This window comes from Shewanella mangrovisoli (genome assembly GCF_019457635.1).
Taxonomy (GTDB): domain Bacteria; phylum Pseudomonadota; class Gammaproteobacteria; order Enterobacterales; family Shewanellaceae; genus Shewanella; species Shewanella mangrovisoli.
Genome location: NZ_CP080412.1, coordinates 3,226,668 through 3,238,508, shown reverse-complemented (window position 1 = coordinate 3,238,508; position 11,841 = coordinate 3,226,668). Strand labels below are relative to the sequence as shown.

The window sequence follows — 11,841 nt, the reverse complement described above, 5'->3', positions numbered from 1 at the left end:
GTGTTGTTGGAATAAATTAATGAATATTGAGCTTTTTTTTATTCCATTAACCGAAATGGATGTAGCCAGCACGAATGCGTGCATGGCGCTCTTGAGTGAGGACGAGCGCGCAAAAGTAGCGCGTTACCGGGCGCCCAAGGTGCAAATGAACGGTTTATTGGTGCGAGCGGCGCTGCGCTGCGTTTTATCTCAAGGACTGCAAGCTCGCGGTGGAGCCTCACCTTACTCCCCCCAACGACAGATTGCGCCCCAAGATTGGTGTTTTGAGTATGGGGCAAAGGGCAAACCCAGTCTTAACCATGAGCAGTTTCTGAGTACTGGCATTGAGTTTAACTTGAGCCACAGTGGCGACTGGTTATTGATTGCCTTAGCGCAAGACGATGACACGGACGCAACCGCTAACACAGCACTGCCCCGTTTAGGCTTGGGGGTGGATATTGAGCGCTCCCGTGCCAGCACTCATATTTACCCGATCCTGAATCATTATTTTTCCCCGATTGAAGCCGAAAGCTTATTAGCCCTTGAAGGTGAAGATGCGCAGCGGCAACGCTTTTTTGATCTTTGGGCACTCAAGGAGTCCTACATTAAGGCAACGGGCTTAGGCTTAGCGCAGTCGCTGAAATCCTTTGCCTTTGACTTAGCACCAAACAGTTTGCTGGCGGTTGATGATGGCACGCTGCAAGCCGTCGAAACCTTTAACTGGGTTGAACTTAAGCAGCGAGATAACTTTGCTTCAACGAGTCAAGCTAAGCCCTGTTCTTATCTTCAACTCCCATTGCGTGTTCCACTTTATTCCAATATTAAGCTGCTGATTGAACCTGGTTCTGCACAGGATGCCACAAGCTCCTATGCCCAGTACTGGCAGAGTTATTTTGGCCGACTTGGTGAGGAATATCGTTTTGGGCTCAGCTTGGTTCATGGTGACGGCTTAGTGCAGGATGAAAGGTTGGAGAGGGTCACTATTTCGATGCAGCTGACCAGTATCACTGCACTACTGTCAGCGTGCTCGGCCATCTAGTACGGCCTTAGCACTAAGGCTTAGGTTGCCTTCGTTCTTGAATTACTGCTTTGCGTCAACCTTTTAAAAGTACTTTTAATGAGTGCTTTAAATGAGCGCTTTTAATAAGTGCTTTTAATAAGTGCTTAGAATTAGTGCTTTGAATTCAGTTTCTTGTCCCTCCAGCTGACTTTGTTATTCCTCCACTCATATTTCATTTTGGATTAAACCTAGCTCGCTATAGTCACGCCAGAGAACTCACTGACAAGGTTGTTAATCATGAAATTCAAATGCCTTTTATCGACCACTACTTTGCTACTGCTCGGTGGCTGTGGTTACTTTGGTGGCGATGAAAAACAGCAATTAGAGCAGGCATGGCTTGCTCAAGATCCCCAACTACAACAAGTGGTTGAGCAAATCCGCAGCCGCGGGCTCGATGTGGTCGCCCAAAGTGCGGCGGCGGGCACTGTGTCGGCCTGTGTGGCCGAAAAGCTCAGCCAAGATCCCCTCGGTAAATTAGTGAGTGTCGAAGGCGCCTTAGTGGAGTCAGCCAAGGTGGCGGAATTACTTGGCGATTTACAGAAGGTGATGGAGCAAGAGGTGAGCTTCGATCAAGTCGCAAGCCTGTTACAAAAGGGCGCGGATGCGGCGGCCTATGCCAAAAGTTTGGTCGAACAGCAGGGCGTCGAGCAAGCCATGCAAAGCCTTAAGCAAATGGCACTCGCCAGTGAACAATTTGCTCAGCAGAATTTAGGCGCGCATTTCCAGCAATTATTGCTCGAGTGCAAATCTGCTAATTAATTGAGTCAACGCTGTATTAGGGCTGCTTATTTGTGCAGCCTTAGCAACATAAGGAAATACCATGTTTAAAAAACTGCTGGCCTCTGTCGGTATCGGTGGTGCGACGGTCGATACCCAATTAGTCGATAATCGACTGCTGCCAGGTCAAATCTTTCATGCCACTATCGTCGTTAAAGGCGGTAATGTGCCGCAGCAGATCTCCGGCCTCGACTTAGCCCTAATGACTAAGGTGAAAGTGAGCAGCGATAACGGCGACTATTTTAAGAACCATCGTTTAGCGAGCTGGCGCTTAACTGAGTCCTTTGAAATTCAAGCGGGTGAAATTCACGAGATCCCGTTTTCAGGTAAATTGCACCCCGAAACCCCTTTTACTCAGCTCCCAGTGCGCAATAATCAATCCCAAGTATGGCTACAAACGGGAGTGGACATAGATACCGCGCTCGACCCTAGCGATATCGATGCGCTGGTCATTATGCCAACGCCGATTGCCGAGCATGTGTTAAAGGCGATGGATGCCCTTGGTTTTGTGTTGGTGAAAGCCGATGTGGAGCAAGGTTTCCTCAATACCCGCGCCTTTCGTTCCACTTCGGGTTGTTACCAAGAGCTAGAGTTTAAGCCGCGCAATATGGGCTTTAATCGTTTGCGCGAGATTGAGGTTTCTCTGGTGTGCGATGCCGAGCAAACCCATGTGTTGCTTGAGCTTGACCGCGCGTTCCGTGGCGATGGTTACTTGTATTTCAGCCTGCCAAACAATGCCACGTTGAGCCAAGTGCAAGAGATTTTTAGGGCGAATTTGGGTTAAGTGTGGGGACAGTTTAAGTTGTGAGCTTGGTTGAAAAACTTACAACAGATAATAAAAAAGCCCTGATGATTCAGGGCTTTTTGCTGCAAGTCGATTACTGTCTTGCTAAGCGATGGCTCTCGCCTGGGTGCTCAAAATCACTGCGGTAAGGGTTAATGTCTAGGCCGCCGCGACGGGTATAGCGGGCGTAAACGGTTAACTTAGTGCAGTGGCAGTAATGTTTTAAATCGACAAAAATCCGCTCGACACACTGCTCGTGGAACTCGTTATGTTGGCGGAACGAAATCAAATAGCGCAGTAACTTTTCGCGATCGATTTTAGGCCCTTGATAACGGATCATCACACTGCCCCAGTCCGGCTGAGAGGTGATTAAGCAGTTTGATTTCAACAGATTAGAATTGAGTGTTTCGGCAACAATCTGTTTGTCATCTGTGCTGTTTTCAAGATAATCGGGATTAAAGTCATAGTCGCTGACTTCGATATCCAGATCGTCAATGCAAGTGCCTGGCAGCTCGACGACGCGTTGAATACCAAAACTCTTAGGCTCAATAATCTTCACTGTGACTTGGCCTTGGGCGCATTCACTCAGATCCTGCACTAAGGTTTTTTGCACGGCGTCGATATTGTCGAACTTGGTTTGGTTAAAACTGTTTAAATACAGTTTGAAGGATTTTGACTCGATCAGATTTTGGCTTTCATGGCTTAGCTGAATGTCGGCGATAGCCACCATAGGTTTACCCTTGGCGTTTAGCCATGACAACTCATAGGCCGTCCAGATATCGGCTCCGTGGAAAGGCAAACTTTCCGCCGTGAGGTTGATAGCGTTACGGTTAAGTGAGCGAGGAACCCCTTGCAGCAGCGACGCATCATACTCGGCTTGGTAATCCGTGGCTTTACCTAAGGTTAGGCCGGCAAGCTCTTTTGCATCACTATAGGGATCGTGATTGTGTGTCATCAATACTGTTTCCATGTCAAAATAGGCGCACATTATACCCGAAATTGGATTGTGCTTAAGTGTCTTGTCTGCCTGCTCTCGATAAATTTTTAGATAATTACCATCGATCCTATCTATCAACTTTAGGCGAATTACCGCGATATTACCCGCAGGGTGAGCCATCTTTGTGTATTCAAGGTGAGTTTGATGAATCATCCGACGAGGCGGTGTCTTGGCTCCCGGTTAAGCGTGAACAGCTAGGCAGTTTTGCGAATGTTGAACATGCGCTTGAGCTAGCATTATGGCCGGATATCAATCACTTTTATGGTGAATATTTTGCAGCGCCCGTGTTGTTTGATTCACCATGGGGCACGGGCGAATTGCTGCAGGTATGGAACGAGGCGGATTTTGATGCCCTGCAGCAAAATATCATCGGCCACTTAATGATGAAGCAAAAGCTCAAGCAACCAGCAACTTGGTTTATTGGTTTGCTGGATGAGGGCGATAAGATGCTAACCGTTGATAATGCCGATGGTAGTGTCTGGGTTGAAATCCCCGGCGAGCTTCCCTCCATTCAATTGGCGTCGAGTTTAGCTGAATTTATTGAGGCCTTATCGCCACGTATCGCGCCGCCCGTGAAACATGAAGAATTGCCTATGCCAGCGCTCGAACATCCGGGGATTTTTGCCAGCTTTAAACGTATGTGGCACAACCTGATAGGTAAGCGTTAAGCGCGGGGAAATGTTGCAAAGGTCTCTTGAAAAGCCTCTTGCAAACCTGTTTCGCAAACTCGGCTCGGCAATTTTGCCTGCCGAGTTTGCGCTTTAGCATAGGGCGTTATTGATGGTCCCAAGACAAGTTAGATACTATGCGGCAAGGTTCGCAGCGAAAGTGGAACATATCTAATAGCGGCTCATCGAGTTTCCAGTCGTGACTGCCACAGCGTGGGCAGGGGCGAGCTAACTCGGATTGCAGATCCTGTCCTCCAACGCGATACAAATAATAGTAAGTGGGGATTTTGGTCAGGTATTCGATTCGGCCGCGTAAATCCCAACCTCTCCTAAATAAATCACTGCTAGGGCTGGATAATTCTTCCAGCGCGGCAAATTCTGCCTTAGTGGCTGCCGCCATTTGTAACTCATCACAGGCTTGCCACTCGGTTTGCCAGCGGATCACCCGTTTATGGTCACCATTAAAGGTGGCGGGGATTTGGTACAGCGGAATGGGCAATAGGTTATCGCCACTTCGCAGGGGCGAGCACATATGCACATAGCTAGTGTACAGCAGCTGCCAGCTGGGTGACTCAGTGTTACTCACCTCAGAATTAATATCCTGACCGATAAATTTTTCGCGTGGCGCCAGTAGCTTAGCCTCGGTTAATTCCGCCAGCGCTTTTTTCACCCAAGGGCTGTGATAGCGATGATTCAAACTGTTTTTTTCAGGCATGAGTAAGCGTACTCGAAATTCGCCCTCATTAAAGGCCACGGCAAATTCGCGGCCGAGGATTTGGCCATTAGCGCGGTAGGCTTCGAGTAATTGATTGATGGCACGTTCTGCCGCACTGATGGTGGTATCGGCAAAGCATTCAAAGCGTAATTCGGTGACAAACATTAAGCGGATTTTCCTTGGGATTCGAGTTGACTGACACGTTGTTTCAGCTCGATAAGTTCATTTTTGAGTTGCATGATCTCGTTGCTTTTTAACGTGAGGGCCTGCTCAATGCCCTGTTGTAACAGGGCTAACTGTTGCGCCAGTGTGGCGACTGTGAGTGGCGAAGCTTCGGCGGTATGTGTCTCTTCAACCATGGGCTGTGATTGGGTCGCTAAACGCTCACGCTCGGCTTTAGGTATCGATTTAAACTGCTGTAATCCTTGGATTAACAGCGGCATAGGGATTTTGTTACCGACGCGGCTTTTTATCAGGGCAAGGCTAGGGGTTTTACCGCTGGCTTCGAGTGCGCACGCTGCTGCTAACACTTGGTCAATCGGACTCATAATAAGTGAAATTCCTTAATCTATATCGTGTTTTTCACTAACTTACTGTGGCGTGGTTATTTTAGTTCTTATAAATCAATATATTGCTGTTTGGCATTGATTTTGCTTTTTAAGCATTTTTATAACAAGTACACAGGAAGTCATAATATGAACGCAAATATTAATCGCAAACTCATCGCGGTCACGTTTTTAGGGTTAGCAAGCTTAGGTCTTAGCGGTTGTGTGGTCAATGTCGGCGACAGTGAATCTAAGTGGGATAGCAACGAATCTTGGGAAAAAACACAGGACAAAAACCGCAATAATCTGACTAAGCTCAGCCTTGGCATGAGTAAAGACCAAGTGATGACCCTAATGGGCGCCTCGGACTTTAGCGAGTCTTATCTGCAACAGAAAGACGGCCAAGCCGATAAAGAAGTGTTGGTACTCTTCTATCGCACCCAGCATACCCACAGCGACGGTAAAACCACTAAGGATGAATGCACACCAATCGTCTTAAGTAACAGTGTACTGGTCGGTTGGGGCGACACCGCCTACAGCAAAATTTAACGACTCAACGCAACTCGCCATTAAGTGATTCAGTGTCAGCCCTAAGCCATTAGGGCTTTCTTAATTGCACATCGAGCTGCTCGATAAGTTCGGTCCACTGGGCATCGGCCTCTAATGCCTCGGTCAGAAAACTCTTTTGCGCCTGCGTCCAAAACGGGGCTTCGGTTAAGTGTGTCTCTGGGGGAAGTTGATGGGTCGCAATAAACTGGTTGATGGCTTGAGCTTGATTGGCTAATCCCAACTGTTCAAATAGATGACTCAAATCGACTGGCGTGGTATCCATGCTCGCATCCTCTCTGTGTGCCTTTATCTAGGGTATGCAACTCACTGAAAAATGCAATCTATGATTAAAATTTGCACTTTTTTGTTTCCTTGATACAGTGATTATTACTCCTAAGAGTGTGATCTAAATCAAGGAATTCTAATAATGGACAATAATACCTTGGATGAGTGCCGTGCAGTTTATCTCACCGCCGAAGATTTACGCCTCGCCGCTTCGATTCTCTACAACGCCTATCATGACGATCCTTTCTTTGTGGATGCCTTATCCACTTCAGACAAATTCGCCTACGAACAAAAATTACGTGCCGCAATCCGCGAAGAGTTGAATGCGCTCTGGCAGGAGAAGCAAGCCTTAATCGGGCTGTTTGACCAAACGCGCTTAGTCGGTGTTGCCTGTGTGGTCACCCAGGAAGTACCCCTCGGGGAGGGCCGCTATTGGCACTGGCGACTCAAGATGTTGCTTGGTACGGGCTGGCAATCGACCCAGGCGATGATGAAGAAAGAATCGAGCATCGTCGAGCTGCTGCCGAGCGAGCACTGCGGGATCCTACAATTTATCGCCCTTGCGCCTAATGAGCAGGGAAAGGGGTTAGGTCATCAACTCGTGCAAGCCGTAGTGAGTTGGTGCGATGAGCAGCCCGAGCTTGAGGGGATTGGGGTCTTTACCACCCAAGAAGCCCATAGCCAGTTATTTATGCAACATGATTTTGTCTCCCTCGGAGAATTGAGCATAGGCAATGTGGCCGGACAATTACTCTTTTACACGGGCCAACAAGATGAATGAACCTTACCGCTCCTTCGCTGAGTTTTACCCTTTTTACCTCTCACAACATCAGGACTTGAGCTGCAGGCGATTGCACTTTATTGGCAGTATTCTGGTGCTCCTGTTATTCGTCGCTGCGCTGCTTTTCGCAAATGGTTGGTTTTTACTGTTTATCCCACTAGTGGGATATGGTTTTGCTTGGGTGGGACACTTTGTGTTTGAGCATAATCGCCCTGCGACATTCCAATATCCCTTGTACAGTTTGATGGGAGATTGGGTGATGTTTGCACAAATTCTCACCGGTAAGTTGAAGTGCTAAATGTCCCTCACCAGTGAGAAGCTGACACCCGTGTGAGAGATCGCTTACAAAGGCTGTAGGATAAAATGTTTTCTTACTGACTGTTTTGTAATCACAGCTTTTAAAGTGTATTTAAAATCATAGTGTTATATTTGAATAAAGCTTGGCTGTATGAAAAGTACGCTAGTGTGTGTTCTTTAAGCGAAACAAAAATAGTGAGAACCACGTAGAATTAACTCATCGCCAAAGCAAATGGATAGCAGGGATAGCAATACAGGCGAGAGGGACGCAAGAAGCGACGAATTCAGGTTCTTGGATTTGAACCACTGACAGTAGGAAAACTGTCATCTGCCTAGGATAGGCTAAGGAAAAGCAAGGCTGCTTTCTCATGGATGATAGAGGACGTTGTATCTGCTGGGATAGCAGGTTTCAGGATGAAAAAGGACAAGCTTAAGGATTAAGCGTTACTGGATGCAGGAAGTATCGAGTAAAAGGATAAGTATAAGGGTGAACAGCTTGTACTAAGGTTAGGAAAGGATTCAGCAGGACGCTATTGGGATGAGTCACTGGATGTGACAGGAGCCGAGATAGGATATTCGGGTCAAAGGATTGAGTGTGGTGGCGGTTCTACTACACAGGGAAATAAAGGGATTGAAGGACGCTTGCAGGGAGCAAACGATCGCAAGGAAGGTGCAGGGAGCACAATCAAGCAGGATGGCTTGCAGAGGATAAATGGGGTGCACATAGTGCGCCCCTTTCTTTTTGCTATTCTCCAACGTCATTTTTTACGATACGTCATAATGTCCACTTTTGTGTGCGCTCTGTTTGAAAAACAAATTTAACGGACGATTTTTACTCTTTTATACAGTCGCTATTTCCTTTGCTGTGCTTAAACGTCTCGGGATTAATCAATGTTTGTGTCTTCAAACGGCATAAATTGCCCGACTTCTTGTGAGATATATCTCACAAGACTGTAAGTGATTTGTAAGTTTTTTGACTGACAATGACTACCTAGTTTTAGGTAAGTCACATCTAATCAATATGTTAAGAATTTTTTTCCATTATGAACTTAATATGGCGGCTTACATTTTTATCTTTTGCGAAAGCCACCCAGCAACGGCTGTCGTAGAATTCATTTGTAGACGGAACTACAGCGAACAGGAAGTTAGCAGTCAGGATGACTGGACAGTGTTTAAGGAATAAACACTGACGGAGTGGTAAGGAGAGACTTTCAGGATGAAAGCGATGCGAACCACGGAAGGAAAGACTATCAGGGATAGATAGCCTAATTGCACAGGATTGCAATGGCACATGGAGTGCAATAGAAAGGATGCTACTGAACCTATTTCACGGATGATGCTGGAACCGCTCAGGAAAGAGCAAGCTTGGTAAAAGGAACGCCAAGAGATAGGGAAGTACGTTAAGTACAGGGAAATATCACGGATTGAACAGGGATGATGCAGGATGCAAGTTGACGCATGGATGGTGCAGGGAGCACGACAATAGCGGGATAGCTTAACAGAGAACAGAAGGGCGTGGTCTTATGACCACGCCCTTTCTTTTTTATTTTCACACAGATAAAGCTGATTGAGTACGGATGTAGAGCCGAGCTATGGCTGAGTGTTATCTATACGGCTCGGCGTTAGCTATTCAGCTCAGTTTTATCAAAAGGTTAACGGCAATCGCTTAATGACACTTGCCTGAGCTACAGCTACTTTGGCTGCCGCAACCACCAAACTTGCCTTTGGCCATCGGTGCTTCTTGCCATTCTGGCTCGGGGAAAATAGGCCATTCAATCTTTTGCACTTTTTTCCCTAGCATCCAAATATGGCCGCGGTATTGGTTGATGCCATCGGTGCTGAATTCAAATAGATACTTTGCTTTCCAACAGATCCCTGTGGTGCCGCCAAGGCTGGGGCGAGCCGTTTCCATTGCGATGGCTAAAAGCTGTACTTTTTGTCGGCAACATTCTTTTTCGGCAAAAATACGGCTCAATTCTGCCATTTGACGTAATTGCCAAAAAAAGGCCGCAACCACAACGAGCGCAATAATTAACAGCAGATCTGACATCATTTACTTGTAGCCTTAAACAAGCCGCCAATGGCCTGTGATAGTTGAACACTCCGATTGGGGTTTCTTAACTCACCCAATAAGTGGTTACGCAAACTGGGAATCGCCACAATATCAGCAAAGATCTGATTAAAAAAGGCTTGGGGTTGTCGCGCCAGTGCTTCGAGGTAAATACTGCGACTCAGCTCTTGCTTTAATACGGTCCAGTTTCGGCCTGCGATGCTGATGAGTTCATTGGCCTCTAAGCGCTCGCTTTGTTGAAGATGGGCTAAGGCTTGTTGACTCAATTCGGTATGAGAGGCGAGTGCGCGCAAGTAATAGGCTTGGTACTCGGGAGGAGCCGTCACAAACTTAGCGTAAAGTTTATTGGCAAGCGCTTCTGTTAAATGCAGATGTTCGAGACATTGGCACAGGGCAATTTGCACTTCAATCGCACTATTGTCAAAACTGGCAAGGAGTTGCTGCTCGTGATCTAATTCCCCAAGGCGAACACACACGTCGCTCAAACCTTGCAGGCCAATATGCTGCCATTCATTCGGTGCAATTTGTCCCGAGAGATATTGCACTGCAAATTCATATTGAATTGAAGCGCTTAACCCTAATTGTTTACGTACTAAGGCGTTAAATACCGCCAGTTTTTCTTGGCTGGGCTTAAAGCTAAACGGATTGTTAGCGAGGCGATCCTGCTGTTCATCGGTTAATGGCTGAGTCGGATCTTGTCCCAGTGCTGTTAATACCATTTCAATAAACTGTGAGCGCGGCGCCGGCGAGAGCAGTCCTTGTTCGTCTAACGGTAGCTTTAGGAACCAAATAAAGTGCTGTTGGCTCTCGTTCCAAAACACGATGGCAAATTGGGCATGCCCTTGAATGGGGTAAGGGTAGGGTGTGACTAATGATTCGATTTGATGGAAGGCCAGCATATCGATGTGCTGTACTCTTCTCCCTAATTCATAGACTTGGAATTGGGTTTTGGCTGTCGTTAAAAATTGGCTAAGCGTGGTAATTTCAGTCATTTGGCTGCCATATCAATCAAAAAGGCTCAATAAATTGGCGACATTATAGGGGGAAGTTGTGCGCGATGGTATGATTGCCACAGTTTTATCGCCTCAGTCGCAGCGCTTAATTGTCGAATGACTGTGGCTTAATGGACCTTATATCGATGCTTTACAGCCAAACTCAAACCAAACTAGCCCAAATTGCCCACGAGCTACAAAGTGCCGGGCTTTGGTCTACTCGTGCGCCCAGTGATGAAGCTATGGCCAGTACGGCGCCTTTTGCCTGCGATCTAATGTCGTTAGAACAATGGTTGCAGTTTATCTTTATTCCGCGCATGCAAGCCCTTATCGATGCGGGGCAACCTTTGCCAAGCAAAATTGCGATAGCCCCGATGGCGGAACATGTGTGGTCCGAACAAGCGGCGTTAGCGCCTTTAATCGGTGTCTTGAATGAATTGGATATGTTGTTAAATGAACCTAGATGATGATTGGCTGGATATGCCAGAGGATAAATACAACCCAACCGAGGGTGATGAACAGTCAGAGCCTGCGCCAGAGGTACGTGTTTTGTATCAAGACGAGCACTTGGTGGCTATCCACAAACCCGCGGGATTATTGGTTCATCGCAGCTACTTAGCACGGCGGGAGCGCTTTTTTGCGATGCAACTGACTCGGGACTTAGTTGGTTGCCATGTATTTCCGGTACACCGTTTAGATAGACCCACCTCGGGCGTGTTGTTATTTGCCAAAAGCAGTGAGGTAGCCAACGCCCTTTGCGAGCAATTTGCCAACCACAGTATTGAAAAACAATATTTGGCATTGGTACGTGGCAATATGCACGAGAGTGGTGTGTTGGATTATGCGCTTAAAGTCGAATTGGATGAGGTGGCTGACAAGTTTGCCAATCAAGATAAGGCCGCACAGGACGCAGTGACTCAATATGAGCCGCTATTAAATACCGAAATTCCTTATCCGTCGGGGCGTTATGCAACTAGCCGTTTCGCGTTAGTGAAACTGAGTCCAAAAACGGGGCGTAAGCATCAACTCAGACGCCATATGGCGCATTTACGTCACCCGATTATTGGCGATACCACTCACGGCGATGGTAAGCAAAATGCGTTTTTCCGTACGCATTTCGATATCAATCGACTGTGGCTGATTGCGAAAAAGTTAACCTTCACTCACCCGGTGACACTTGAGCGCTTAAGTATCGAAACCGAGCTTGAGCCAGAATGGGAAACAGTGTTTTCAGGACTGGGCTGGGATGATGCCGCCCTTTGCCGCGAGCCAAGTGTGTTGATTGCAGAGCAAACGACGACCGTTTAAGGCAATGTTTGTTTGGGCGTTTAAGGCTAGTGT

Annotated in this window: 15 protein-coding genes; 9 read left to right on the top strand and 6 right to left on the bottom strand. The window is 47.1% G+C overall.

The window, feature by feature from the left end; genetic code table 11:
- Nucleotides 1-19 precede the first annotated feature (19 nt).
- From K0H60_RS14290 to K0H60_RS14280, 3 genes are all read left to right on the top strand, one after another.
- Nucleotides 20-1,018: a 4'-phosphopantetheinyl transferase family protein gene (locus tag K0H60_RS14290; protein ID WP_220056142.1), complete on the top strand. Its 999-nt coding sequence runs from the start codon at nucleotides 20-22 to the stop codon at nucleotides 1,016-1,018.
- 258 nt (nucleotides 1,019-1,276) lie between these two features.
- Complete coding sequence (locus K0H60_RS14285) at nucleotides 1,277-1,798, top strand: hypothetical protein (protein WP_220056141.1); 522 nt, start codon at nucleotides 1,277-1,279, stop codon at nucleotides 1,796-1,798.
- A 61-nt stretch (nucleotides 1,799-1,859) separates the two neighbouring features.
- Nucleotides 1,860-2,600 (top strand): sporulation protein, encoded by a 741-nt coding sequence (locus K0H60_RS14280; RefSeq protein ID WP_220056140.1) that lies wholly within the window; start codon nucleotides 1,860-1,862, stop codon nucleotides 2,598-2,600.
- Between the two features lie 94 nt (nucleotides 2,601-2,694).
- Here the strand turns inward: K0H60_RS14280 and queF are convergent, their stop codons facing one another.
- On the bottom strand, nucleotides 2,695-3,555 hold the full coding sequence (gene queF, locus K0H60_RS14275) for an NADPH-dependent 7-cyano-7-deazaguanine reductase QueF (RefSeq protein ID WP_011623412.1): 861 nt from the start codon (nucleotides 3,553-3,555) through the stop codon (nucleotides 2,695-2,697).
- Nucleotides 3,556-3,614: 59 nt separating this feature from the next.
- Between queF and syd the strand changes: the two genes are divergently transcribed.
- A complete protein-coding gene (gene syd, locus K0H60_RS14270) occupies nucleotides 3,615-4,265 on the top strand; it encodes a SecY-interacting protein (protein ID WP_220056139.1) in 651 nt (216 codons plus the stop codon).
- Nucleotides 4,266-4,371: 106 nt separating this feature from the next.
- Here the strand turns inward: syd and K0H60_RS14265 are convergent, their stop codons facing one another.
- Together K0H60_RS14265 and K0H60_RS14260 are read right to left on the bottom strand one after the other, a co-directional pair.
- On the bottom strand, nucleotides 4,372-5,145 hold the full coding sequence (locus K0H60_RS14265) for a Zn-ribbon-containing protein (RefSeq protein WP_220056138.1): 774 nt from the start codon (nucleotides 5,143-5,145) through the stop codon (nucleotides 4,372-4,374).
- Nucleotides 5,145-5,528 carry a hypothetical protein gene (locus tag K0H60_RS14260; protein WP_220056137.1) on the bottom strand — a complete coding sequence of 128 codons (384 nt, stop codon included), beginning with the start codon at nucleotides 5,526-5,528 and terminating at the stop codon, nucleotides 5,145-5,147. Before K0H60_RS14260 ends, K0H60_RS14265 begins: the two co-directional genes overlap by 1 nt.
- Nucleotides 5,529-5,675: 147 nt before the next feature.
- On the opposite strand from K0H60_RS14260, the gene K0H60_RS14255 reads away from it, so the two are divergent.
- The gene (locus tag K0H60_RS14255) at nucleotides 5,676-6,074 is read left to right on the top strand and encodes a DUF3192 domain-containing protein (protein WP_011623408.1); all 399 of its coding nucleotides are present in this window, start codon (nucleotides 5,676-5,678) and stop codon (nucleotides 6,072-6,074) included.
- 49 nt (nucleotides 6,075-6,123) lie between these two features.
- Here the strand turns inward: K0H60_RS14255 and K0H60_RS14250 are convergent, their stop codons facing one another.
- Nucleotides 6,124-6,357, bottom strand: coding sequence for a DUF2789 domain-containing protein (locus K0H60_RS14250; RefSeq protein WP_220056136.1), 234 nt, complete (start codon nucleotides 6,355-6,357; stop codon nucleotides 6,124-6,126).
- A gap of 144 nt (nucleotides 6,358-6,501) precedes the next feature.
- On the opposite strand from K0H60_RS14250, the gene K0H60_RS14245 reads away from it, so the two are divergent.
- Complete coding sequence (locus K0H60_RS14245) at nucleotides 6,502-7,140, top strand: GNAT family N-acetyltransferase (RefSeq protein ID WP_011623406.1); 639 nt, start codon at nucleotides 6,502-6,504, stop codon at nucleotides 7,138-7,140.
- Entirely contained in the window at nucleotides 7,133-7,438 is a 306-nt protein-coding gene (locus K0H60_RS14240; protein WP_220056135.1) for an Mpo1-like protein, read from the top strand. Before K0H60_RS14245 ends, K0H60_RS14240 begins: the two co-directional genes overlap by 8 nt.
- A gap of 1,665 nt (nucleotides 7,439-9,103) precedes the next feature.
- Here the strand turns inward: K0H60_RS14240 and K0H60_RS14235 are convergent.
- Entirely contained in the window at nucleotides 9,104-9,490 is a 387-nt protein-coding gene (locus tag K0H60_RS14235; protein WP_011623404.1) for a DUF3301 domain-containing protein, read from the bottom strand.
- Complete coding sequence (locus tag K0H60_RS14230; protein WP_220056134.1) at nucleotides 9,487-10,500, bottom strand: DUF3549 family protein; 1,014 nt, start codon at nucleotides 10,498-10,500, stop codon at nucleotides 9,487-9,489. Before K0H60_RS14230 ends, K0H60_RS14235 begins: the two co-directional genes overlap by 4 nt.
- Before the next feature lie 146 nt (nucleotides 10,501-10,646).
- Here K0H60_RS14230 and K0H60_RS14225 point away from each other — a divergent pair, with 146 nt between their 5' ends.
- Together K0H60_RS14225 and truC are read left to right on the top strand one after the other, a co-directional pair.
- Nucleotides 10,647-10,967, top strand: coding sequence for a YqcC family protein (locus K0H60_RS14225; RefSeq protein ID WP_220056133.1), 321 nt, complete (start codon nucleotides 10,647-10,649; stop codon nucleotides 10,965-10,967).
- Nucleotides 10,954-11,808, top strand: a complete 855-nt coding sequence (gene truC / locus K0H60_RS14220; RefSeq protein ID WP_220056132.1) for a tRNA pseudouridine(65) synthase TruC — start codon at nucleotides 10,954-10,956, stop codon at nucleotides 11,806-11,808. Before K0H60_RS14225 ends, truC begins: the two co-directional genes overlap by 14 nt.
- Nucleotides 11,809-11,841 lie beyond the last annotated feature (33 nt).